The organism is Pantoea sp. JZ2, from assembly GCF_035191405.1.
GTDB classification, from domain to species: domain Bacteria; phylum Pseudomonadota; class Gammaproteobacteria; order Enterobacterales; family Enterobacteriaceae; genus Pantoea; species Pantoea stewartii.
Genome location: NZ_CP045247.1, coordinates 1,297,345 through 1,320,795, shown reverse-complemented (window position 1 = coordinate 1,320,795; position 23,451 = coordinate 1,297,345). Strand labels below are relative to the sequence as shown.

At 53.3% G+C, this 23,451-nt stretch carries 27 protein-coding genes and 1 other RNA gene; 10 read left to right on the top strand and 18 right to left on the bottom strand.

Going from position 1 to position 23,451, the window contains the following annotated elements:
- Positions 1-7 precede the first annotated feature (7 nt).
- A complete protein-coding gene (locus tag GC087_RS06505; RefSeq protein ID WP_324030004.1) occupies positions 8-217 on the top strand; it encodes a hypothetical protein in 210 nt (69 codons plus the stop codon).
- On the opposite strand, the gene GC087_RS06500 is transcribed toward GC087_RS06505, so the two are convergent.
- Positions 207-563, bottom strand: coding sequence for a collagen-like triple helix repeat-containing protein (locus GC087_RS06500; RefSeq protein WP_324030002.1), 357 nt, complete (start codon positions 561-563; stop codon positions 207-209). The genes GC087_RS06505 and GC087_RS06500 overlap by 11 nt on opposite strands.
- Before the next feature lie 11 nt (positions 564-574).
- A complete protein-coding gene (locus tag GC087_RS06495) occupies positions 575-1,978 on the bottom strand; it encodes a recombinase (protein WP_324030000.1) in 1,404 nt (467 codons plus the stop codon).
- 214 nt (positions 1,979-2,192) lie between these two features.
- On the opposite strand from GC087_RS06495, the gene GC087_RS06490 reads away from it, so the two are divergent.
- Positions 2,193-2,441, top strand: a complete 249-nt coding sequence (locus tag GC087_RS06490; protein WP_324029998.1) for a YfhL family 4Fe-4S dicluster ferredoxin — start codon at positions 2,193-2,195, stop codon at positions 2,439-2,441.
- Here the strand turns inward: GC087_RS06490 and acpS are convergent.
- The 11 genes from acpS to rpoE form a co-directional block, all read right to left on the bottom strand.
- Entirely contained in the window at positions 2,438-2,818 is a 381-nt protein-coding gene (gene acpS, locus GC087_RS06485; protein ID WP_006120525.1) for a holo-ACP synthase, read from the bottom strand. The two genes, GC087_RS06490 and acpS, sit on opposite strands and share 4 nt — an antisense overlap.
- On the bottom strand, positions 2,818-3,549 hold the full coding sequence (pdxJ, locus tag GC087_RS06480; RefSeq protein ID WP_324029996.1) for a pyridoxine 5'-phosphate synthase: 732 nt from the start codon (positions 3,547-3,549) through the stop codon (positions 2,818-2,820). Before pdxJ ends, acpS begins: the two co-directional genes overlap by 1 nt.
- A gap of 72 nt (positions 3,550-3,621) precedes the next feature.
- Positions 3,622-4,353, bottom strand: coding sequence for a DNA repair protein RecO (gene recO / locus GC087_RS06475; RefSeq protein ID WP_324029994.1), 732 nt, complete (start codon positions 4,351-4,353; stop codon positions 3,622-3,624).
- Between the two features lie 4 nt (positions 4,354-4,357).
- On the bottom strand, positions 4,358-5,263 hold the full coding sequence (era, locus tag GC087_RS06470; RefSeq protein WP_033740928.1) for a GTPase Era: 906 nt from the start codon (positions 5,261-5,263) through the stop codon (positions 4,358-4,360).
- 48 nt (positions 5,264-5,311) lie between these two features.
- Positions 5,312-5,992: a ribonuclease III gene (gene rnc / locus GC087_RS06465; RefSeq protein ID WP_006120517.1), complete on the bottom strand. Its 681-nt coding sequence runs from the start codon at positions 5,990-5,992 to the stop codon at positions 5,312-5,314.
- A gap of 130 nt (positions 5,993-6,122) precedes the next feature.
- Positions 6,123-7,097 carry a signal peptidase I gene (gene lepB, locus GC087_RS06460; RefSeq protein ID WP_162286390.1) on the bottom strand — a complete coding sequence of 325 codons (975 nt, stop codon included), beginning with the start codon at positions 7,095-7,097 and terminating at the stop codon, positions 6,123-6,125.
- A 9-nt stretch (positions 7,098-7,106) separates the two neighbouring features.
- Entirely contained in the window at positions 7,107-8,906 is a 1,800-nt protein-coding gene (lepA, locus tag GC087_RS06455) for a translation elongation factor 4 (RefSeq protein WP_039340027.1), read from the bottom strand.
- 219 nt (positions 8,907-9,125) lie between these two features.
- Positions 9,126-9,590, bottom strand: a complete 465-nt coding sequence (gene rseC, locus GC087_RS06450) for a SoxR-reducing system protein RseC (protein ID WP_039340029.1) — start codon at positions 9,588-9,590, stop codon at positions 9,126-9,128.
- Positions 9,587-10,543: a sigma-E factor regulatory protein RseB gene (gene rseB, locus GC087_RS06445; protein WP_006120511.1), complete on the bottom strand. Its 957-nt coding sequence runs from the start codon at positions 10,541-10,543 to the stop codon at positions 9,587-9,589. Before rseB ends, rseC begins: the two co-directional genes overlap by 4 nt.
- Positions 10,543-11,196: an anti-sigma-E factor RseA gene (gene rseA, locus GC087_RS06440; protein ID WP_324029991.1), complete on the bottom strand. Its 654-nt coding sequence runs from the start codon at positions 11,194-11,196 to the stop codon at positions 10,543-10,545. Before rseA ends, rseB begins: the two co-directional genes overlap by 1 nt.
- Before the next feature lie 26 nt (positions 11,197-11,222).
- Positions 11,223-11,801 carry an RNA polymerase sigma factor RpoE gene (rpoE, locus tag GC087_RS06435; protein WP_006120509.1) on the bottom strand — a complete coding sequence of 193 codons (579 nt, stop codon included), beginning with the start codon at positions 11,799-11,801 and terminating at the stop codon, positions 11,223-11,225.
- A gap of 360 nt (positions 11,802-12,161) precedes the next feature.
- On the opposite strand from rpoE, the gene nadB reads away from it, so the two are divergent.
- Positions 12,162-13,823: an L-aspartate oxidase gene (gene nadB, locus GC087_RS06430; protein WP_324029989.1), complete on the top strand. Its 1,662-nt coding sequence runs from the start codon at positions 12,162-12,164 to the stop codon at positions 13,821-13,823.
- Here nadB and trmN read toward each other — a convergent pair.
- A complete protein-coding gene (gene trmN / locus GC087_RS06425) occupies positions 13,808-14,557 on the bottom strand; it encodes a tRNA(1)(Val) (adenine(37)-N(6))-methyltransferase TrmN (RefSeq protein WP_324029988.1) in 750 nt (249 codons plus the stop codon). The genes nadB and trmN overlap by 16 nt on opposite strands.
- Positions 14,558-14,724: 167 nt before the next feature.
- Here trmN and srmB point away from each other — a divergent pair, with 167 nt between their 5' ends.
- Positions 14,725-16,053 carry an ATP-dependent RNA helicase SrmB gene (gene srmB / locus GC087_RS06420; RefSeq protein ID WP_033740936.1) on the top strand — a complete coding sequence of 443 codons (1,329 nt, stop codon included), beginning with the start codon at positions 14,725-14,727 and terminating at the stop codon, positions 16,051-16,053.
- Positions 16,054-16,261: 208 nt separating this feature from the next.
- Here srmB and grcA read toward each other — a convergent pair whose 3' ends face one another.
- The gene (grcA, locus tag GC087_RS06415; RefSeq protein WP_324029986.1) at positions 16,262-16,645 is read right to left on the bottom strand and encodes an autonomous glycyl radical cofactor GrcA; all 384 of its coding nucleotides are present in this window, start codon (positions 16,643-16,645) and stop codon (positions 16,262-16,264) included.
- A 257-nt stretch (positions 16,646-16,902) separates the two neighbouring features.
- Between grcA and ung the strand changes: the two genes are divergently transcribed.
- Entirely contained in the window at positions 16,903-17,592 is a 690-nt protein-coding gene (gene ung, locus GC087_RS06410) for a uracil-DNA glycosylase (protein WP_054633312.1), read from the top strand.
- Between the two features lie 47 nt (positions 17,593-17,639).
- Here ung and grpE read toward each other — a convergent pair whose 3' ends face one another.
- The gene (gene grpE / locus GC087_RS06405; RefSeq protein ID WP_006120499.1) at positions 17,640-18,221 is read right to left on the bottom strand and encodes a nucleotide exchange factor GrpE; all 582 of its coding nucleotides are present in this window, start codon (positions 18,219-18,221) and stop codon (positions 17,640-17,642) included.
- 122 nt (positions 18,222-18,343) lie between these two features.
- Here grpE and nadK point away from each other — a divergent pair, with 122 nt between their 5' ends.
- The 3 genes from nadK to bamE all read left to right on the top strand — a co-directional run bounded on the left by nadK (position 18,344) and on the right by bamE (position 21,502).
- Positions 18,344-19,222 (top strand): NAD(+) kinase, encoded by an 879-nt coding sequence (nadK, locus tag GC087_RS06400; RefSeq protein ID WP_006120497.1) that lies wholly within the window; start codon positions 18,344-18,346, stop codon positions 19,220-19,222.
- An 84-nt stretch (positions 19,223-19,306) separates the two neighbouring features.
- Positions 19,307-20,968 carry a DNA repair protein RecN gene (gene recN, locus GC087_RS06395; RefSeq protein ID WP_054633311.1) on the top strand — a complete coding sequence of 554 codons (1,662 nt, stop codon included), beginning with the start codon at positions 19,307-19,309 and terminating at the stop codon, positions 20,966-20,968.
- Between the two features lie 186 nt (positions 20,969-21,154).
- Positions 21,155-21,502: an outer membrane protein assembly factor BamE gene (gene bamE / locus GC087_RS06390; RefSeq protein ID WP_324029984.1), complete on the top strand. Its 348-nt coding sequence runs from the start codon at positions 21,155-21,157 to the stop codon at positions 21,500-21,502.
- 97 nt (positions 21,503-21,599) lie between these two features.
- On the opposite strand, the gene GC087_RS06385 is transcribed toward bamE, so the two are convergent.
- Both GC087_RS06385 and GC087_RS06380 read right to left on the bottom strand, forming a co-directional pair.
- Entirely contained in the window at positions 21,600-21,893 is a 294-nt protein-coding gene (locus GC087_RS06385) for an RnfH family protein (protein ID WP_006120493.1), read from the bottom strand.
- Positions 21,886-22,320: a type II toxin-antitoxin system RatA family toxin gene (locus GC087_RS06380; protein WP_172912843.1), complete on the bottom strand. Its 435-nt coding sequence runs from the start codon at positions 22,318-22,320 to the stop codon at positions 21,886-21,888. The genes GC087_RS06385 and GC087_RS06380 overlap by 8 nt, the downstream gene beginning before the upstream one ends.
- A 158-nt stretch (positions 22,321-22,478) precedes the next feature.
- On the opposite strand from GC087_RS06380, the gene smpB reads away from it, so the two are divergent.
- Both smpB and ssrA read left to right on the top strand, forming a co-directional pair.
- Positions 22,479-22,961, top strand: coding sequence for an SsrA-binding protein SmpB (gene smpB / locus GC087_RS06375; RefSeq protein WP_324029982.1), 483 nt, complete (start codon positions 22,479-22,481; stop codon positions 22,959-22,961).
- A gap of 43 nt (positions 22,962-23,004) precedes the next feature.
- Positions 23,005-23,367, top strand: a transfer-messenger RNA (tmRNA) gene (gene ssrA, locus GC087_RS06370).
- Positions 23,368-23,451 lie beyond the last annotated feature (84 nt).

Genomic DNA, 23,451 nt, shown 5'->3' with positions numbered 1-23,451 from the left:
GGAACGCATGAAATCGAAGTACGAAGATGAGGATTTGCTGAAACCCGAAGAGGTTTGCGAAATTATCGGCGGGATTACTCCAAAAACGCTGAGAGACTGGAATAATCACCACCGACATAAAAAGGCGTTAGCGCCAATCCGGATCACGTATCGCGTTGTAAGATACCGCTATGCCAACGTGAAAGAGTTTATCCGGCTGTGTGGGGCTACTTACTGAGGTATGTCAGCGCATCCTCATCAGACCATCCGCTGAATCCAGGCCTGCCAGGTGCGCCGGGGAATCCCGGCCTACCAGGTATGCCAGATAATCCAGGTAAGCCCGGAGTGCCGGACATTGCAGGGCGATATGGAAGGTGTCCGGTTGCATTCGAAAGGAAAACAAGCGCTTTATTTTTGCTGTCGTAGACAACTCCACTATCGAACCAACCAATATGCCTTGCCTGCAAAGAATAGACATTAATCCCATTAATCCAAGCTATAACTCGCCCCCTCGGATCACGAATATTTGTACCTTCATAAATAACAACTGGTTTGCCGTGCCTGTTAAACATCCAACTACTCATAAAGCCTCCTTTCAGTGATTGCCTTTCCGCTTAAAAAGCGCTACCTGCGCCATTATGCTGCCCTCATGCGCGGCGAATGCCTGGCGCTTGAGTTTCATTTCTTCCTTCAAAATCTCGTCCGAAAAGTCGTAGTGTTCAGCCATCGGATCGCTCTCTTTGTCAGAGTGGTGCATACACAGCATGCTGATTTCTTTCGTGTCAGAACGCGAGAAACCCTGCGCCCGCATCTGAGCGATAACATTACTCTTGAGAAACTTGCGGCACATCGTGTTAAACGCTCCAGAACGGCCCTTAACGGTGCCGTCATGCCTTATCCCCTTCACTGCATTGTCAGGGCTGTAATCCTTTATCAGCTTATCGAGAGAACGTTTTGAGAAGGCTTCCATAGGATTCCGTGGCTGCAGGAAAACAAACTGCTTATTGCAGTCGCTGACGGCATCGCGCCATTCCCGCTGTTCAATGAGTATCTTCTTTATCTCTGGCGTCACCGGTATAGCAAATTCTTTTTGTGTCTTCATTGCGCCCCGCGTGCCAATCACGCCAGCCGGGTAAGTTATAACGGTAAGGTCATCGTCGATAAAGCGCCATTCCAGGTTAGTGACGTTTATCGGCCTGACACCAGTCAGGATCATGTAGCGAATGGCGTTTTTCTGGTGTATCGATGTAGCCCCGGCCATGTTTATCCACAGCCTGGCGATTGACTCTATATCGGTAAATAGCTTTGTTGGCGTTGGGCGCTGCACCCGCGACGACACATAATCATCCGGTATACTGGCGGCCACGTTCCGGCCATTGCAGTATACCGGCGCACCGTACTTCCATATCCGGCGTAGCTCAGCGAAAAGCTCAAGCGCATGGTTGTTCGTTTTTGTGGCTATCCATTCATCCAGCACTTTAACCAGGCGCTGATAAGTTACCGAGCTGAAAACCTCGCGATCGGAGAATGCCTGCTTTACCACTTTCGAGCGGCAAAGATAGGTTTGATAGCTCCCCTCCCCCAGTTTATGGCGCTTCACCTTTGCGGCTAAATCAGCTTCGTAATATTCGATGACATGAATAACAGAGTCAGCTTTTAAACCACCCTCAGCAAGCTCAGCGGCTTTCTCCCGGGCGATGGGTAATGTGAGCTCGGGCCACTCTCCCAGGCGCTGGCCTTTGACGTTCATTTTTTTGGGGAATTCGGCGTAAATAGTGACCTTGCCAGCCTTGTTAAAATCGAAACGCAAAAAACTGTCTTTTTCATACTTGGATCGGCGTGAAAGCCCCAGCCGAGTAAGGATTGTCTTCGCTGCCGTAACACAGATACGCATGTGTGAGCTTGTGTAAGGCGGCTTGCATTTTTCCCATTGCTGTTCTGCTGCGGCATACGCGGCATCAAACTTTGTGCTGGCGGTTTGTGTTACTGTCTTTGTCATCTCGGAAACCTGTATTTTCGCGCCTCTTACTCCATGCTCACACATGGGGGTAAAAAGCGGGGCGTTTAGGGGTTGTGTTGCGGTTTTGTGTTACGCCACATCGTTCCTCAACAGGTTTAATACTGTATAAATATACACATCAGTTTGCAATGTGCGTTTAACTGACAGATTGTAAGTCACTGATTTAACCAACAATTGAAAGCAAACTACTGATATGGCTTTATTAATTACTGAGCGTTGTATTAACTGCGATATGTGTGAACCCGAATGCCCGAACCAGGCTATTTCGATGGGTGAGATGATTTATGAGATTGAGGTGAGCCGCTGTACCGAATGTGTGGGACATTATGATGTGCCGACCTGCCAGCGGGTTTGCCCTATTGATAACACCATTGTGACGGATCCCCAGCACATCGAATCACGCGATGCGCTGTGGGATAAGTTTGTTGCCCTGCACGGTTAGCTTTCGATAATGACCGTAGCACAGGCATAGTGGCGCTCGTCGGCCAGGGTGACATGGACATGCTGTACACCCAGTCGCTGCGCCACCTCAGCAGCATGATCGAAAAAACGCAGGAGTGGTTTACCCAGCGCATCGTTGTAAACTTCAAACTGATTGAATGCCAGTCCACCGCGAATGCCGGTGCCAAACGCTTTGGCTGCCGCTTCTTTAACGGCGAAACGTTTAGCCAGAAAACGCACCGGCTGACGATGCTGCTGATACTGCTGCCATTCGGCCTCACTCAGCACGCGACGCGCCAGTCGATCGCCAGAGCGAGAAATCACATCGGCAATCCGCTCTATTTCGACGATATCGCTGCCCAGTCCCAGAATAGCCATTAGCGACGCGCTTCTCGCAGCAGCTGTTTCATGGCTTTGACGGCGTCAGGCAGGCCGCTCATCACCGCCCGACCAATGATCGCATGACCGATGTTCAGCTCATGCATTTCCGGCAGCGCGGCAATCGGCAGGACGTTGTGGTAAGTCAGACCGTGACCGGCGTTAACTTTTAATCCGCGGCTGGCCGCAAAGGTGGCCGCCTGACGAATCCGGGCCAGCTCAGCGTCGCGCGCCGGGCCTTCAGGGGCTTCAGCATAGGCACCGGTATGAATTTCAATATAAGGCGCGCCGCTGGTGACAGCCGCTTCGATTTGCCGGTGATCGGGATCGATAAACAGGGATACCAAAATGCCCGCCTCACTGAGTTTTTTTACCGCAGCGTTAATTTTTTCCTGTTGTCCGGCGACATCCAGTCCGCCTTCGGTGGTCACTTCCTCACGCTTTTCCGGCACCAGGCAGCAGAAGTGCGGTTTGATATCACACGCGATGTTCAGCATCTCATCGGTGACCGCCATTTCGAGATTCATCCGCGTTTCGATGGTATCACGCAGAATACGCACGTCGCGGTCGGTAATGTGGCGGCGATCTTCCCGCAGGTGCACCGTGATTCCATCCGCGCCCGCCTGTTCGGCGATAAAAGCCGCCTGGACCGGATCAGGGTAATGGGTGCCACGCGCGTTGCGGACGGTAGCAATGTGGTCGATGTTAACGCCTAACAGTAACTCAGCCATGACAATCCTCGGTTCATTATGATCATTGTATGGAGTGTAACGCGCCGTGATGCGATTCCGCTACGACCCGCATCAGGGCTCGCCGGCAATATCGGGCTTTTTTTTCGGTGTAAACTGACGGAAAAGCTCCTGACTTTTTAACGGTTTGCCCCCCAGATAGGGTTTCAGCGCCATGCGGGTAAAGCGCTTCGCCGCGCGCAGGGCATCCGCATCGGGAAATTCACGCGTGGAGAGCGCCTGCAGGTGTTTACCTGTAAAGCTGCGCTGATTGAGCACCAGACTGGCGATAAAGCCCTTCTCTTCCCGGTAGCTGTAGGTCATGTCTTCACTGACCGGTTCACCATTGCCTGCGCAGTGCAGGAAATCCACGCCATAGCCAAGGTGCCCCAACAGCGCCAGCTCGAAACGACGCAGTGCAGGCTCGGGTGAACCCTCGGCGGCGGCCAGCGTCTGGATACATTGCAGATAGTCAAAAAACAGACCGGAAAAGGGGATGTGCTGTTCCAGTACCCGAGACAACAGCTCGTTGACGTACAGGCCGCAGTAAAGCGTGATACCACTAAGGGGGAGAGCAAGCGAAACCGCTTCGGCATTGCGCAGCGTTTTCACCTCACCACGACCGCTCCAGCGCACCAGCAGCGGGGTAAAAGGCTGAAGCGTGCCTTTTAACTGAGAACGCCGTGATCGTGCTCCTTTTGCCAGGACACGAACACGGCCTTCACTTTCACTAAACAGGTCAAGCAGCAGACTGGTTTCGCTGAAAGGACGACTATGCAGCACAAAGGCGCGTTGCCAGCCTTCCATTTATTCAGAGATCGTCTGTGTAACCCAGACTACGCAGCGCACGTTCGTCATCTGCCCAGCCGGATTTAACTTTAACCCACAGTTCGAGATGCACTTTGGCATCGAACATCTCTTCCATGTCCTTACGCGCTTCAATACCAATGGTTTTGATTTTGGCGCCTTTATTGCCAATCACCATTTTTTTCTGCCCTTCGCGCTCGACCAGAATCAAACCGTTGATGTCATAACCGCCACGCGCGTTAGACACAAACTGTTCGATTTCGACTGTGACCGAGTAAGGCAGTTCCGCACCGAGGAAACGCATCAGCTTTTCACGGATAATTTCGGATGCCATAAAGCGCTGTGAGCGATCGGTAATGTAATCTTCCGGGAAGTGATGGTCAGATTCCGGCAGATGCTTGCGGGCGATGGCGGCGATGGTGTCGACATTTTTACCGCTTTCGGCCGAAACCGGCACGATATCAATAAAGTTCATCTGCTCGCTGAGGAACTGCAGGTGCGGTAACAGGACGCTTTTATCCTGGATGTTGTCGATTTTATTGATCGCCAGCAGAACCGGCACTTTGCCATCGCGCAACTTGTTTAACACCATCTCGTCGTCGGGCGTCCAGCGCGTGCCTTCAACCACAAAGATGATCAGTTCAACGTCACCGATAGAACTGCTGGCCGCACGGTTCATCAGGCGGTTGATCGCTCGCTTCTCTTCCATATGCAGGCCGGGCGTATCCACGTAAATCGCCTGATAAGCGCCTTCCGTATGGATGCCCATAATGCGGTGACGGGTGGTTTGCGGCTTACGCGACGTAATTGAAACCTTCTGCCCCAGTAACTGGTTCAGTAAGGTGGATTTACCGACGTTAGGCCGGCCAACTATCGCGACAAAGCCGCTGTATGTAACATTTTCGCTCATTCGAGTCCTGAGGTTTTCAGCGCCGGTTGCGGCGCCGGGATAATACTGTTATTCCAGACCAAGTTTAATCAGCGCCTGTTCAGCCGCTGCTTGTTCAGCTTTACGGCGGCTGGAGCCCACGCCCACCACCGGTTCTGCCATGCCACTCACCTGACAGTGAATGGTAAATTCCTGATCGTGGGCTTCGCCACGAACCTGCACCACTAAGTAACTTGGCAGCGGCAGATGACGGCCCTGCAGGTATTCCTGCAGGCGCGTTTTCGGATCTTTTTGTTTATCACCCGGACTGATTTCGTCCAGGCGCGTCTGATACCAGTCAAGGATCAGCTTTTCGACCGTCTGAATATTACTGTCGAGGAAGACACCACCAATCAGCGCTTCCACGGTGTCCGCCAGAATAGATTCACGACGGAAGCCGCCGCTTTTTAATTCGCCGGGCCCCAGACGCAGGCATTCACCCAAATCGAATTCACGCGCCATCTCTGCCAGCGTATTACCGCGCACCAGCGTCGCGCGCATGCGGCTCATGTCGCCCTCATCCACACGCGGAAAACGGTGGTAGAGCGCATTTGCAATCACGTAGCTCAGAATCGAATCGCCTAAAAACTCCAGGCGTTCGTTATGCTTGCTACTGGCGCTGCGATGCGTCAACGCCTGCTGTAAAAGTTCAGAATGTGTAAAAGTGTAGCCCAGTTTGCGCTGAAGCTTGTTAATCAGGATGGGGTTCATGCGATTCCAGTTCTGTTTTGCGTCTGTCACTCTGCATACCAAACAGGGCTGAGAATCCAACACATTCTGTTTGGTGTGCAGTGGCCCCCATGACGGAGGCCATCCTATTTTGCCTGACTCTCAGGCTGGCTTAATGGATACCGCCGATACGACTCAGTCGTACGCCGGTTGGCCACTGGCCTTCTTGTTTTTCAAAGCTCATCCAGATGGCGACCGCTTTACCGACCAGATTGCGCTCGGGAACAAAGCCCCAGTAGCGACTGTCGGCGCTGTTGTCACGGTTATCACCCATCATGAAATACTGCCCCTGCGGCACAACCCAGCTCGCCTGCGGCTGGCCGGGCTGCTGATAGTACATGCTCGCCTGGCTTTGTGCTTCCGTCACCAACAGAATGTCATGCGTCACATTGCCCAGCGTTTCTTTGCGCGTGGCCAGACGTAATCCACCGCGCATGGTTTCATTCAGCGGCACCTGGTAGAACCCGTTACCGGCTTCGTTACCATCAAACCCGCTAAACGTCTGAACAAACTTGCTTGGCTCAATGTTGCTGTAGGTGACGGGCAACGCTTTGCTGCAAGGCTTGCCATTATCGCAGGCCGGATTAATGGTCAGCGTTTTACTGTAGGGATCATAGGTTACACGATCGCCCGGCAGGCCAATCACGCGCTTGATGTAGTCCAGGCTGGGATCTTTTGGGTATTTAAAGACCGCAATATCGCCACGCTTAGGATGACCGGTAGGAATCAGCGTGGTTTGCGTAATCGGGTCTTTAATGCCGTAAGCAAACTTCTCGACCAGAATAAAGTCACCAATCAGCAGCGTGGGCATCATTGATCCTGACGGGATCTGGAAAGGCTCATACACAAATGAGCGCACAAAGAATACCACGGCCAGCACCGGAAATACGGAGGCAGCGGTTTCAATCCAGCCCGGCTTAGGTGCCATTTTTGCCAGCGTTTTTTTATCGAGCGTGTCGCCTGACTGCGCCTGTGCCGCCGCCTGCAGCGCCCGGCGCTGTGGTGCCCACTTGATACGATCGATCACCCAGAGAATACCAGTAATCAATGTCGCTATCGCCAGGACTAGCGCGAACATATTAGCCATTTAAGATCCTTATTTGCTGTCTTTTCCGACATGCAGAATGGCGAGGAATGCTTCCTGCGGCAGTTCAACGTTACCGACCTGCTTCATTCGCTTCTTACCCTCTTTCTGCTTCTGCAACAGCTTTTTCTTACGACTGACGTCACCGCCGTAACACTTGGCAAGGACGTTCTTACGCAGCTGTTTGACGGTTGAGCGAGCGATAATGTGGTTGCCGATTGCCGCCTGAATCGCAATATCAAATTGTTGACGTGGGATGAGGTCTTTCATTTTCTCAACCAGCTCACGTCCACGATAAGGTGCGTTATCACGGTGGGTAATCAGCGCCAGCGCATCAACACGTTCTGAGTTAATCAGCACGTCGACGCGCACCATGTCAGAGGCCTGAAAACGTTTAAAATTGTAGTCCAGTGAAGCATAGCCGCGCGATGTTGATTTCAAACGGTCAAAGAAGTCGAGCACCACTTCAGCCATTGGAATCTCATAGGTCAGCGCAACCTGATTGCCGTGGTAAACCATATTTGTCTGAACGCCACGTTTCTCGATGCACAGCGTAATGACGTTGCCCAGGTATTCCTGCGGCAGCAGCATGTGACACTCCGCAATCGGTTCACGCAACTCTTCAATGTTATTGAGCGGTGGCAGCTTCGAGGGGCTGTCCACATAAATGACTTCGCCGCCCGTGGTTTCCACTTCGTACACCACCGTCGGTGCGGTCGTGATCAGATCGAGATCGTACTCACGTTCCAGACGTTCCTGAATGATCTCCATGTGCAGCAGACCCAGGAAGCCGCAACGGAAGCCAAAGCCCAGCGCGGTTGAACTCTCTGGCTCGTAGAACAGAGAAGCATCGTTCAGGCTCAGCTTGCCCAGCGCATCACGAAACGCTTCGTAGTCATCAGAACTAATTGGGAACAGACCGGCGTAAACCTGCGGCTTCACTTTTTTAAAGCCAGGCAGCGCTTTGTCCGCCGGGTTACGTGCTGTTGTCAGGGTATCGCCCACCGGCGCGCCCAGAATGTCTTTAATGGCGCAGACCAGCCAGCCGACTTCACCACAGTTCAGTTCAGTGCGGTCAACCTGCTTCGGCGTGAAAATGCCCAGTCGATCGGCGTTATAAACCTGGCCGGTACTCAGTACCTTGATTTTATCGCCTTTACGCATGGTGCCGTTTTTCACACGAACCAGCGAGACAACACCCAGGTAGTTATCGAACCAGGAGTCGATAATCAGTGCCTGCAGCGGCCCTTCCGGATCGCCTTCTGGCGGCGGAATATCGCGCACCAGGCGCTCCAGCACTTCAGGTACGCCGACACCGGTTTTCGCCGAGCAACGAACGGCATCGGTGGCATCAATACCGACAATATCTTCGATTTCCTGTGCAGCACGTTCAGGATCGGCGGCAGGCAAATCGATTTTATTCAGCACCGGCACGACTTCCAGATCCATCTCAATCGCGGTGTAGCAGTTAGCCAGGGTTTGCGCTTCAACGCCCTGTCCGGCATCCACCACCAGCAGCGCACCCTCACAGGCGGCCAGTGAGCGGGAAACTTCGTATGAGAAGTCAACGTGTCCCGGCGTGTCGATAAAATTGAGCTGGTAAGTTTCGCCGTCTTGGGCTTTGTAATCGAGCGTCACGCTCTGTGCTTTGATGGTAATACCACGTTCACGCTCAAGATCCATTGAGTCCAGAACCTGCGCGGCCATCTCGCGGTCAGTTAATCCGCCACAGATCTGAATCAAGCGGTCAGAGAGCGTGGATTTACCGTGGTCAATGTGGGCGATGATGGAGAAATTTCTTATGTGCTTCATTTATAGAGATATCTTCACGTAGAGAATCAGTTAGAAACCTGAGCACAGACACATTCAGGAAGATCGCTCTTAACCCACAATCCTGTCAGCCTCATTAATGACGACGCATATTACACTGTTAAGGCCGCGCATAAAAGAATGGAACGTCGTGGAAACGAAACAGTTTTTTGCGCGTCAGGCTTAAGACAAAAGCCGCAACAAGTGCGGCTTAAGCAGGGGTCAGGCTTCGCTTTCAACACGAAGCGCATCTGGGGGCAAGGCGATATTGAGGATAACCGGCTGGAAGGCCTCACGATCGCCAAATTTCATGGAAATGCCTTTGGCGACGATAAAGCCGCCAACTCCGCCTAACAGCGCGCCGCAGGCGGCGGCCAGGTCACTGCCGAACAGGGCCTGGAACAGACCCGCGAACAGAAACAGGCCAAACAGCGGCGTCATGTATACCAGCAGTGCCGAACCGAGCAGGCTGCTCTCTTTGATGCCCAGTTCGACACGTTGGCCCGGAGCCAGGGGCTTGCTGCTGGCGATTTGCATCACATGCGCATTCTTTGGCCCCAGCTTATTCAGCATATGGCTGCCACAGCCTTTGCGTGCCTGGCAGCTGTTGCAGGAGGTTTTGGCTTCGGTATGCAGTGTCGCGATACCATCCTGCCATGCCACCACGGTGGCCCATTCTCTCATCATTTTTTTGCCCCAGGATTAACACTGTCCGCGATACGTTTGGCCGTCGCAGGCGGTAACTCGCCAACGACCGTAATTTCGTAATTATCGCGTATTACGGTTTCCACCGTACGACGTCCCGTGCGCAATGTCTGTGCGACGCTGTTTTTATCTGCCGGCGTAACGTTTACAGCAAAGCTAAACAGACCATCGCTGTACAGCCGGGATTCAAGGGATTTATTTAACGCGGGAAGCATACGCCGGCTTTGGGAAACGAGCGTCATCCCTGCGGGAAGCCAGGCGGGCTCCCAGTCCAGCGTCGCGTTGTCTGATTTGGTTAATGAGAGCGACGGCGGCAGATTGGCTTTTTCAAGGCCCTGCATCAGGTTGCGTACGCCATCATCCACCGCGAAGCTGATCACGCGAAACTGTTCCATCGTTTCACCGTCACGATCCAGCAGATCCACGCGCAGCGGTAGCTTGGTATCCACATCCAGCCATACAACATAGCTGTAGCGCGTGCCATCGCGCGACACTACGCGCACCACATCACACATCTGATCGGCAATGCGGGAACGGCCGACGGTAATAAAGTCATAAGCCGCATCAAGTTTGGCAAAGTCGGCGTAGATAATCGATGGCAACGCATCGACGATGTGATTGCCGGGAAGCGAGAAAGGCTCAATACCCGGTTCGAAATAGCTGATGTCGTTGCCGCGCTGAATGACTTCGCGACGCGGACCGTCCATCTGCAGAATCTGTGCATAGACGCGATCGTCGATTACTGCGTGACGATAACGGAGCGATTCCATACCAAGACGGGAAACGTTGATGTAGGCGAATTCGTAGTTGAGCGTCTGACTTGCCTGCTCCATCTGCTGTAATAACGCCCCAGACGCAGAAACCTGCGCTGGGGCGGCAGTGGACCACAACAGGCTGCCCGTCAGAAGACTAACGGCATACCATAGCGGCTTCATTACTGCTGCTGCATTCCTAATGACTGATTACCCGGTACATTGGCCTGCGCTTGTTTTGGCGCATTGGTTTCGAACTGCAGCTGATCGGCGTGCAGACGACGCTGAAGTTCGTAGTCCTGCAGCATGGCGTTCACGCGGCGACGCTGGTCCTGCACCTGTTGTGAGGCATTGCCTGAACCAAACATATCCGAAGGGACACCCAGACTGACAGGTGACGCTTTGCCCATAACTGGCAAGGTGTTGAAGACCGGTGAGTCAGAGCTTTCCACGCTGCCGTTGGTGGGTTGGTTATAGTGCTGAACACCCACAATTACCGCCAGGGAAACACAGGCGGCGACGCCGACCTGCGTAATCTGGGCCGCCCAGGGGCGAACTTTGTGCCAGAACGGCATTTTTTCCCAGCGAGAAGGCTCGGGCTGTGCTTCAGGAATCAGGGACGTCACATTACGCTGTGGCTCGTTTTCGATGGCAGCGGCAACGCGAGCAGAAATATCAAAATGCAGGTGTTCACCAACATCGCCGCGCATGGTATCGCGAATCAGATGGTAGCGTTCCCAGCATTTTTGTAGATCTGCATCCTTAGACAGGGCTGAAATCAGCGCGTTATCTAAAGCCTCACCATCCATTAAAGCGGAAAGTTTTTCTTTCTGCATGCCTAATACCCTTCCAGTAGCCGTTATCACTGACGTTGGATAAGCGGTTGAACTTTATTATCAATGGCCTCACGTGCACGGAAAATACGTGACCTTACCGTGCCCACCGGGCAATCCATAATGACGGCGATCTCTTCATAGCTCAGACCGTCAAGTTCCCTGAGGGTAATTGCCATTCGCAAGTCCTCAGGAAGCGCCTCAATGGTACGAAAGACGATTTGTTTCAGTTCGTCAGACAACATTAAGTTCTCAGGGTTCGAAATTTCTTTTAACGCACCCGCACTTTCGAAATTTTCCGCATCAATTGCATCAACATCGCTGGAAGGCGGACGGCGTCCCTGAGCAACCAGATAGTTTTTGGCTGTATTCACGGCAATCCGATACAGCCAGGTGTAAAACGCGCTATCGCCACGGAAAGAATCCAGTGCCCGATACGCCTTAATAAATGATTCCTGAACGACGTCAGGCACATCGCCTGAAGGCACATACCGTGAGACCAGGCTCGCGACTTTATGCTGGTAACGGATCACCAGTAAGTTGAAAGCTTTTTGATCCCCCTTCTGAACCCGTTCAACCAGAACCTGGTCCGCTAACTGCTCGCTCATCCGAGGTAAAGTCTCCCCAAATACTTTCTTATGCGTTAAGGAACTGCCAGCACACAGCTATTGAGCAAGCATGCGCTTTGAGTCATTACGTGGCGAAAAGTTCATTTTCGGCCGCTTTGCTGCAGGATTACACAGTTTGTTGATTTTCGTTCAATGTAACACGCGCAAATCGCAGGCAGAGTAACCTATGACAGCCGCTTTTTCATCTTTAAATCCTTGTATTCGATTAAGTTTGGTATGAAAAACAGATTTTAAACGGTTAAATGACTAACCATTTGATATATCTCATAAATTAGATTTAGTCCGCTATTACGCCTGCTTGCGTGTTCAAAATACTTCACAAAAAACCATCAAAGGCTTATGCTCGGGTCATTCTTGTTTAGTAAATTAAACGCTATGACAACATTCTCCCCCTCAGATTATCAGTGTGATGTGCTTATTGTGGGCAGCGGTGCGGCGGGACTGTCACTGGCGTTGCGGCTGGCCTCGCATTACCGGGTCACTGTGCTCAGTAAAGCGCAGGTTAATGAAGGCTCAACGCTGTATGCGCAGGGCGGCATTGCGGCAGTGTTTGATGAAACTGACAGCGTGGATTCTCACGTTGAAGACACGCTGATTGCCGGGGCGGGCTTGTGCGATCGTGAGGCTGTTTCATTTGTCGCCAGCAATGCGCGGCACTGCGTGCAGTGGCTGATCGATCATGGCGTGGCGTTTGATACCGATCCTCAGGCCGGCGGTGAGATGCGTTATCACCTGACGCGAGAAGGCGGCCACAGCCATCGCCGTATTCTGCACAGCGCCGACGCCACCGGCCGGGAAGTGGAAACCACGCTGGTCGGCCAGGCGTTGCGTCATCCGAATATCCGCATCCTGGAACGCACTAACGCGGTGGATCTGATCCTGTCAGACAAACTGGGCTTACCGGGCCCCCGCCGGGTAATGGGGGCCTGGATCTGGAACCGCAATCGCGAACGGGTCGAAACCTGCCAGGCGCGCGCCGTCGTGCTGGCCACGGGCGGCGCGGCCAAAGTTTATCAATACACCACGAATCCTGATGTCGCCTCTGGTGACGGCATTGCGATGGCGTGGCGAGCAGGATGCCGGGTCGCTAACCTGGAATTTAACCAGTTTCACCCTACCTGCCTGTTTCATCCGCAGGCGCAAAACTTTCTGCTGACGGAAGCCCTGCGCGGCGAAGGCGCCTGGCTGGTGCGGCCCGATGGTTCGCGGTTTATGCCTGACTTCGACGAACGCGCGGAGCTGGCCCCGCGCGATATCGTCGCCCGCGCCATCGATCATGAAATGAAACGGCTGGGCGTAGACTGCATGTATCTGGATATCAGACACCAGCCGCCGGCCTTCATCCGTTCCCACTTCCCGATGATTTACGAAAAACTGCTGACCTTTGGCTTTGATCTGACAAAGGACAGAATCCCTGTGGTGCCCGCCGCGCATTACACCTGTGGTGGCGTGGTCGTCGATCGGCATGGCCGCACCGACATCGATTGTTTATATGCAATCGGTGAAGTCAGTTATACCGGGCTGCACGGTGCCAACCGCCTCGCCTCAAATTCTGTCCTGGAGTGTCTGGTATATGGCTGGTCTGCCGCGGAGGATCTGATGCGGATCTTACCTGAAACGGAGACCGTAGATCGTTTACCGGCATGGGATGAAAGCCAGGTGGATGATGCCGATGAGCGCGTGGTCATTCAGCATAACTGGCATGAGCTACGGCTGTTTATGTGGGATTATGTCGGCATTGTCCGTACCACTAAGCGGCTGGAACGCGCGTTGCGCCGCATCAGCCTGCTTCAACAGGAAATCGACGAGTACTATCGCCACTTCCGGCTGTCAAACAACCTGCTGGAACTGCGCAACCTGGTACAGGTGGCAGAGCTGATGGTGCGTTGTGCGCTGCAACGCAAAGAGAGCCGCGGACTGCATTTTATTCGCGACTATCCCGATACGCTGGCGGAAGCGCAACCGACCGTCCTGCAGCCCGGCGATCACATAAACAAATAGAAGTCACGCGTCAGGCTTTGCCAGGCGTCAGAATACTGCCGGTCGGCATCGCGGATAGCCAGGCGTTCAAACAGGGTTTCACCCGGACTGGGTGAAAACCCCAGCAATACACGATGCGGCGGACGGTGAGCATATTCCGCCACATCGAAGCGAAAGCGCAGATGCCAGCCCTCCGATTGTGCCTGCGCAATCACCTCCTGCCCTGTCGTCTCAGGCAATATCACACAAAAGAAGCCCTCTTCTTCCATGAGCAACGCTGCGCAACGTAATAAGGTCTGATGGTTTAAGGTACCGGTCGCGCGTGCGCTGTCGCGTGCCGACGTTGAGCAGGCCACGCCAGGTGTAAAGTAAGGCGGATTACTGACGATCAGTGAATAGCGCGTATTGCTGTTTTCCGCCCACTGCGCGATATCCTGTTGATGAACATGAATACGCGCAGCCCAGGGTGACTGACAGGCATTCTCGCTGGCCTGTTGCGCAGCGTCGGCATCGAGCTCCACCGCATCGATCACCACATCAGAATGCGTTCGCTGGGCCAGCATCAGCGCAATCAGGCCCGAACCGGTACCGATATCAAGGATGCGCTTTACCCCGGCGACCGGTGCCCACGCGCCCAGCAGAATGCCATCAGTACCGACCTTCATTGCACAGCGATCGTGTGCGACAAAAAACTGCTTGAAGGTAAACCCGTTCTTTTTTAACTGCGGCCGCGCCTGCGGCTTGTCCTGCATCATACTCAGCGACCATTCACCTGTTTTTCTGCCGTATAGCTGGCGCCAAGTGTAACGTGCCAGGTTGGGGAATTCACGCCGTTAACGTAATCTGACGCAGTCAATACCGATAAACAGATGAAGATTATGTCCGATCTGTCTATAATCAGCGCCCCAAACTGAGGTAGAACATGACCGTAACCACATTTTCCGAACTTGAACTCGACGAAAGCCTGCTTGAAGCGCTGCAGGAGAAAGGCTATACGCGCCCGACAGCAATTCAGGCTGCTGCCATTCCCCCCGCGCTGGAGGGCCGCGACGTTCTGGGTTCGGCACCTACCGGGACCGGGAAAACCGCCGCGTATTTATTACCGGCGTTGCAGCACCTGCTCGATTTTCCACGCAAGAAGTCTGGCCCGCCACGTATTTTAATTTTAACGCCCACCCGTGAACTGGCGATGCAGGTTGCCGACCAGGCGCGGGAACTGGCGAAACATACGCATCTGGATATCGCCACTATCACCGGCGGCGTGGCCTTTATGAACCACGCCGAAGTGTTCAGCGAAAATCAGGACGTTGTGGTTGCCACCACCGGCCGTCTGCTGCAGTACATCAAAGAAGAAAACTTTGACTGCCGCGCAGTGGAAACGCTGATCCTGGATGAAGCAGACCGCATGCTGGACATGGGCTTTGCCCAGGATATCGAAACCATCGCGGGTGAAACGCGCTGGCGTAAACAGACAATGCTGTTCTCCGCTACGCTGGAAGGCGAGCATATTAAAGATTTTGCCGAGCGCCTGCTGAACGAACCGGTTGAACTGGAAGCCGATCCCAGCCGTCGCGAGCGTAAGAAAATTCAGCAGTGGTATCACCGCGCCGACGATCTTGAGCACAAAACCAAACTGCTGGTTCACCTGTTAAAGCAGCCGGAAGTGACCCGATCCATTGTGTTTGTGCGTAAACGTGAACGCCTGCATGAACTGGTCAGCTGGCTGCATGATGCCGGAATCCGCACCAGCTACCTGGAAGGGGAAATGGTCCAGGCTAAACGCAATGAGGCGATTAAACGTCTGGTGGAAGGTCGGGTAAACGTGCTGGTCGCCACCGATATCGCCGCACGCGGGATTGACGTGGAGGATGTGAGCCACGTGATTAACTTCGATATGCCACGCACGGCGGATACCTATCTGCACCGCATCGGCCGTACGGGCCGTGCCGGTCGTAAAGGCATCGCCATTTCGCTGGTCGAAGCCCATGACCATCTGCTGCTGGGTAAAGTCAGTCGCTACGTTGACGAGCCGATTAAAGCACGGGTGATTGACGAGCTGCGTCCGGTCACACGTGCGCCTTCGCCAAAAACTACCGGAAAACCGTCGAAAAAGGCGCTTGCGAAGCGTGCAGAGCGAAAAGCCAAAGAAGAAGAGAAACCGCGGGTGAAAAAACGCCATCGCGATCTTAAAAATGTCGGTAAACGCCGCAAGCCAAGTGGCAGCTCATCCGGCAGTGAGAACGCGGAATAAAACAGCACGCTTCTAAAAAAATCGCCTCCTGAGAGGCGATTTTTCATTGTTCAGGTGGGTAAAGCCCGGTTTCGTCTCCATTCAGCATCAAACATCATAAAGCCGCCCGGCTGGATATTTCACCCGACGACAGTCATGTTCTATCTGTCTGTTAACGTGTAGAAATTTGTCCTTCTGGCGCTGCGTTTTATTTCAGCACACAGGCAGTTTATAAACTTTCCGTAAAGGTTCGGGCAATGACGTCACGCTGTTGTTCAGGCGTCAGCGAATTAAAGCGCACGGCATACCCGGAAACACGAATGGTCAGCTGCGGATACTTCTCAGGATGTTTCACGGCGTCTTCCAGCGTTTCACGGCGCAGGACGTTAACGTTTAAGTGCTGCCCGCCTTCCACGCGCACCTGGGGTTTAATCTCGACCGGTACTACACGGTAAGCCATGTCCCCTAACTCACCAATCGCGACAATCTGATCGTCCTGATAGCCTGCTACGGCACACAGACAGCGTGCCTGAGCGGTTTCTTCATCTAACAGCCAGAACGAATTCACTAAGGCCGGATTGTGTGACTGGGTAATTTGAATACCTGTGATCATCTCAGTTTCTCCTGCAAGGCATTGGCTGGACCAATACCGTCAATAAATCAATGATGAGCAACTGGTATATCATTCGCTCATGACGTTAGTTTTGACCTGAATCAAGTACAATCGGGCGCTTTTTGGCCACATTGCTAAGCGATTGATTTTTAAAACGTAGCGGGACTACATTTTATTGAATTTTTAAAATAATTTTAGGCTTCATGTCTGGATACTGAACAGCTAAGCTTAGCGTTCAGAACACAAGGGAGTTGATTATGGCTGCAAAGCTGACCTGGCACGATGTGCTGGCTGAAGAGAAAGAGAAGCCCTATTTCATTGAAACCCTGAAACAGGTCGCCAACCAGCGGGCTGCAGGCGTGACCGTTTATCCGCCGCAAAAAGACGTCTTTAATGCCTTTCGCTTAACGGAGTTAGGCGATGTGAAAGTGGTGATTTTGGGTCAGGATCCTTACCACGGGCCGAATCAGGCACATGGTCTGGCTTTTTCTGTATTACCGGGCGTGCCCATTCCGCCTTCCCTTCAGAACATGTATAAAGAGCTGCAGCAGGATATTCCGGGCTTTGAGAAACCCAGTCATGGCTATCTGGCCAGTTGGGCAGAGCAAGGCGTGCTGTTGCTGAATACCGTGTTAACGGTGGAAGCGGGCAAAGCGCATTCTCATGCCCGGCTGGGCTGGGAAACCTTTACCGACAGGGTGATTGACGCGATTAACGCGCAGCGTGAAGGGGTAATCTTTTTACTGTGGGGTTCGCATGCGCAGAAGAAAGGCAGCATCATTGATCGCCAGCGCCATCATGTGTTGCAGGCGCCGCATCCTTCTCCCCTTTCGGCACACCGCGGCTTTTTTGGCTGCCAGCATTTCTCAAAAACTAACGCCCTGTTAAAAGAAAGCGGCAGAGATCCTGTTGACTGGACACCAGTTTTACCTGACCCGGCAGCCTGAACACAACGGCCGCGTCAGTGCGCGGCCGTTGTGAGATGAGGCTACAATCAGGCTTTCGCCTTGGCCACTGCAACCATGGCCGGACGCAGTAGACGCCCATTCAGGGTATAACCGCGTTGCATCACCATCATCACGTGGTTAGGCTCCACCTCGTCAGATTCCATCATCGACATCGCCTGATGGACTTCAGGGTTGAACGGGACGCCGGTTTCACCGACCACTTCAACACCGAATTTACGCACTGCGCCCAGCAGCGATTTCAGCGTCAGCTCAATGCCTTCCACCATCGAAGCGGATTTCTCATCTTCTTTGTTCGCCAGCTCCAGCGCACGCTCCAGGCTGTCAATCACCGGAAGCAGCTCGTTGGCAAACTTCTCCAGCGCAAATTTGTGCGCTTTTTCAATGTCCATCTCGGTACGACGACGCACATTTTCAATCTCTGCCTGTGCACGCAGCTGCGCGTCACGCACGCCGTTCTGCAACTGCGCCAACTCAGCTTCGAGCTGAGCAATGCGCTCATCACGCGGATCCACCTCACCTGCTGTCTCCGCGTCCTGAGGTTGCTGTTGTTCCTGTTGAATTTCGTCTGAGACTTGCTCGTTTGGGGTGTTCTGTTCTTTACTACTCATGAATTTCTCCGCGTTTTGCACATTCACTTCGCTGGTTGGCTTATTATGGGGATTGGTTTGGCGGTTTCAAGGGAACACGTCACATCATCGTGCCGATTTGGCTTATGAGGAAGACCCACTCGATGAACAAACACTTTAACTGCATTGGAATTGTGGGCCATCCACGCCATCCCACCGCGCTCACCACGCATGAAATGCTGTGCCGCTGGCTGACCGGTAAGGGCTACCGTGTCATTGTCGAACAGCAGATTGCGCAGGAACTCTCACTGGACGATGTCCAGACTGGCACGCTGGCAGAAATTGGCCAGCAGGCGGATTTAGCCGTCGTGGTCGGCGGTGACGGTAATATGCTAGGCGCAGCCAGAGTACTGGCGCGGTATGACATAAAAGTGATTGGCATCAACCGCGGCAATCTGGGATTTCTGACGGATCTGGATCCGGATAACGCGCACCATCAGCTTGATGACGTGCTGAACGGCAATTATTTTGTGGAAAGCCGCTTTCTGCTGGAAGCGCAGGTATGCAAAACCGACTGCTCACCCCGCATCGGCAGCGCGATTAATGAAGTGGTACTCCATCCGGGCAAAGTCGCCCACATGATCGAGTTTGAAGTGTACATTGATGAGGTGTTTGCCTTTTCACAGCGCTCAGACGGCCTGATCATTTCTACGCCGACCGGATCTACGGCCTATTCCCTGTCCGCAGGGGGCCCGATCTTAACGCCGTCGCTGGACGCGATAACGATTGTGCCGATGTTTCCGCACACCTTATCGGCCCGGCCTCTGGTGATTAACAGCAGCAGCACCATTCGCCTGCGCTTTTCGGCCCGCCGCAACGACCTGGAAATCAGCTGCGACAGCCAGATTGCGCTGCCTATTCAGGAAGGGGAAGATGTGCTGGTCCGCCGCAGCGAAAACCATCTCAATCTTATCCATCCCAAAAACTACAGCTATTTCAACACGCTGAGTTCCAAACTGGGCTGGTCAAAAAAATTGTTCTGAAAGTGAGCGCGCCCTCTTTACTGGATAAAAAACCAGTTTATACTGTATGAAAAACCATATGTGTTTATTCATACAGGTGACGCTATGCTGGCACAACTGACCATCAGCAATTTCGCTATCGTTCGTGAGCTCGACATTGATTTTCAACGTGGCATGACGGCCATTACCGGTGAAACCGGTGCCGGTAAATCTATTGCTATCGATGCGCTCGGATTGTGCCTCGGCGGTCGCGCGGATGCCGATATGGTGCGTCAGGGTGCCAACCGCGCAGATTTATGCGCGCGCTTTCAAATCAAAGCCTCGCCTTCCGCTCAGCGCTGGCTCAGCGACAACCAACTGGATGATGGCAATGAGTGCCTGTTGCGCCGCGTGATCAGTGCCGATGGCCGCTCACGCGGTTTTATTAACGGCACGGCGGTTCCGCTTTCACAGCTTCGCGATTTAGGCCAGTTGCTGATTCAGATTCATGGCCAGCACGCGCACCAGTTGCTGCTCAAGCCCGACCATCAAAAACACCTGCTGGATGCCTATGCCGGGCATGACGCGCTGCTGGTTGAGATGCGTGCGGCGTATCAGACCTGGCATCAGAGCTGCCGTACTCTGGCGCAGCATCAGCAGCAGGCGCAGGAACGTGAATCCCGTCGCGAATTACTGCAGTACCAGCTCAAAGAACTGAACGAGTTTGCCCCGCAGGCAGGTGAGTTCGAGCAGATCGACGAAGAATACAAACGCCTGGCCAACAGCGGACAGCTGCTTTCAACCAGCCAGCAGGCACTTCAGCTTCTGGCGGACAGCGATGACACCAACCTCAACAGTATGCTGTACAGCGCACGCCAGATGCTGTCAGAGCTTACCGCACTGGATGACAAGGTCAGCGGGGTTTATAACCTGCTGGAAGAAGCGGCCATTCAGTTGAGCGAAGCCAGCGACGAACTGCGTCACTACTGCGACAGCCTCGATCTGGATCCCAATCGCCTTTATGAACTGGAACAGCGTATCTCGCGGCAAATCGCGCTGGCGCGTAAGCACCATGTCACGCCGGAAGGCTTACCCGCTCTCCATCAGCAATTGCTGGATGAAGCAGAGTTGTTATCCCAACAGGAAAGCGATCAGGAAAGTCTGCAAACGTTGGTCACCGAACATTATCAGGCGGCCTTACAGTGCGCGGAACGACTGCACGAACAACGTAGCCGCTTTGCGGATGAGCTTCAGCAGTTAATTACCCAGAGCATGCATTTGCTTTCGATGCCGCACGGCCGCTTTGCCATCGACCTGGTGTTTAATCCCGATCAGTTAACGGCGGATGGCGCAAGCCGCATTGATTTCCAGGTGACGACCAACCCCGGGCAGCCTTTACAGCCGTTGGGCAAAGTTGCTTCCGGCGGTGAGCTGTCACGCATTGCGCTGGCCATTCAGGTGATTACGGCCCGCAAGATGGAAACCCCGGCGATGATCTTTGACGAAGTTGACGTGGGCATCAGCGGCCCTACCGCCGCCGTCGTCGGCAAGATGTTGCGCCAGTTGGGCGAATCAACACAGGTGATGTGCGTTACGCATCTGCCGCAGGTCGCCGGTTGCGGACATCAGCACTTCTTTGTCAGCAAAGAGACTGACGGCGAAATGACGGAAACCCATATGCAGCCGCTGGACAAGCGCGCACGTTTGCAGGAACTGGCGCGTTTACTGGGTGGCAGCGAGGTCACCCGCAACACGCTGGCTAATGCTAAAGAACTTTTAGCCGCCTGATATGCACTTTTTTAACACAGCGTGGTCATATGCATGCTCTGTAGAGGTTTCCAATAGCGAAAAGGTTTATTATCATCGACAGCTATTGTCGCCTGAATAATAAAGCCTGCCGCAGGCAGAGTTCAGAATTTGATGGCAGAAGAACAGCCTGTAAAAGGCGTTTGGCCCCAGAAAAGGAATGTATAGATGCGCTGTAAAACGCTGACTGCCGCGGCAGTGGTAATGTTAATGATGACCTCCGGATGCTCCACTTTAGAGCGCGTGGTTTATCGTCCCGATATCAATCAGGGAAACTATCTGGTTGCCAATGATGTTGCCAAGATTCATACCGGCATGACTCAGCAGCAGGTGGCCTATACACTGGGTACGCCGATGATGAAAGATCCGTTTGGTAGCAATGTCTGGTACTACGTATTCCGTCAGGAACCTGGCCATGAGAAGGTCAAACAGCAGACACTGACGTTGACCTTCGACCGCAGCGGTGTGCTGACCAACATCGACAATAAACCTGCCCTGTCCTCGCAAGAAGGCTAACGGTTGATTCTGACCGTCGCTATCGCGGCGGTGATTAACCCGCAGAAAGCAAAAAGGCGCTCATCAGCGCCTTTTTCATGTTCTTCGATCTGACCAGTTATTTCTTGCTGCTGGCCGCGCGTTCTGCGCGTTGACGACGCAGTTCTTTCGGGTCGGCAATCAGCGGGCGGTAGATCTCAACCCGATCGCCTTCCTGCACGATATCCGTCAGTTTCACCGGGTGGCTGTAAATGCCCACTTTATTGCTGGCAAGGTCGATATCAGGCCGCAGCTCAAGCAAACCCGATTTTTTGATGGCCTGCTCGACCGTACTGCCCTCTTCCAGCTTTACGTACTGCTGATACTGTTTTTCAGGCAGGGCGTACACCACCTCAACCGAGATATCAGGCACTGTAAACCTCTTTGGCGCGTTGCGTGAACGCCTGCACCATGCTGTTGGCCAGTTCTTTGAAGATGCGACCGAATGCCATTTCAACAAGCATATTGGTGAACTCAAACTCCAGGCTAAGTTCGACCTTACAGGCATCATCGCCGAGATCGATAAAGCGCCATCCGCCGGTCAGCTTGCGGAACGGGCCGTCGACCAGCTGCATATGAATGCTCTGGTTGTCGGTCAGCGTATTACGGGTAGTAAAGGTTTTACTGATGCCCGCTTTAGACACGTCGACTGACGCCGTCATCTGATTTTCAGAGGTATCCAGCACGCGGCTACCGGTGCAGCCCGGCAGAAACTGCGGATAGGCATCGACATCGTTTACGAGTTGGTACATTTGTCCGGCGCTAAAGGGGACCAGCGCCGAACGACTAATCTGAGCCATAATGGTTCCTGTTCGTCACAAAACCGCTAAATAATAGCATTTTCAGCGATTAAACAAAAATTCCTCATTGTCATGGTGTGCTAGAATATCCTGTTTCCTGCTGCCCCGCTGGACTGGGGATGCGATAACCGACCAAGTGATGTAAAATACGCGGCATTATGACAAAGAAAAAAGCACACAAACCCGGTTCTGCCACCATTGCCATGAACAAGCGCGCCCGCCACGAATACTTCATTGAAGAAGAGTTCGAAGCCGGTTTGTCGCTACAGGGATGGGAAATTAAATCACTCCGTGCAGGTAAAGCGAACATCAGCGACAGCTACATTTTGCTGCGCGATGGCGAAGCCTATCTGTTCGGCTCAACCTTCCAGCCGCTCGCCGTGGCTTCAACGCACGTAGTCTGCGATCCTACCCGCAGCCGTAAACTGCTGTTGAAAAAGCGTGAGCTGGATTCACTGTATGGCCGCGTTAATCGCGAGGGCTATACCGTTGTTGCGCTGTCGCTCTACTGGAAAAACGCCTGGTGTAAGTTAAAAATCGGCGTGGCTCGCGGTAAGAAAGAACACGACAAGCGTAACGACATCAAAGATCGTGAATGGCAAATGGACAAAGCGCGTATTATGAAGAATGCCAATCGTTAAATACTGGAATTCGATACGCTTTTTTGCTAGTATTTGAAGTTCTGGGGCTGATTCTGGATTCGACGGGATTGTGAAGCCTTAGGAGCATGCCGAGGGGCGGTTGGCCTCGTAAAAAGCCGCAAAAAAATAGTCGCAAACGACGAAAACTACGCTTTAGCAGCTTAATAACCTGCTGAGAGCCCTCTCTCCCTAGCCTCCGCTCTTAGGACGGGGATCAAGAGAGGTCAAACCCAAAAGAGATCGCGTGGATGCCCTGCCTGGGGTTGAAGCGTTAAACTTAATCAGGCTAGTCTGTCAGTGGCGTGTCCGTCCGCAGCTGACCGGCGAATGTAAAGACTGGACTAAGCATGTAGTGCCGACGGTGTAGTAATTTCGGACGCGGGTTCAACTCCCGCCAGCTCCACCACACAATGATCCGGATACGTCCGGTGAAATCCTGAAAGCCCGCACGGTACAAGCCCTGCGGGCTTTTTTGTGTCTGTAATCGTCC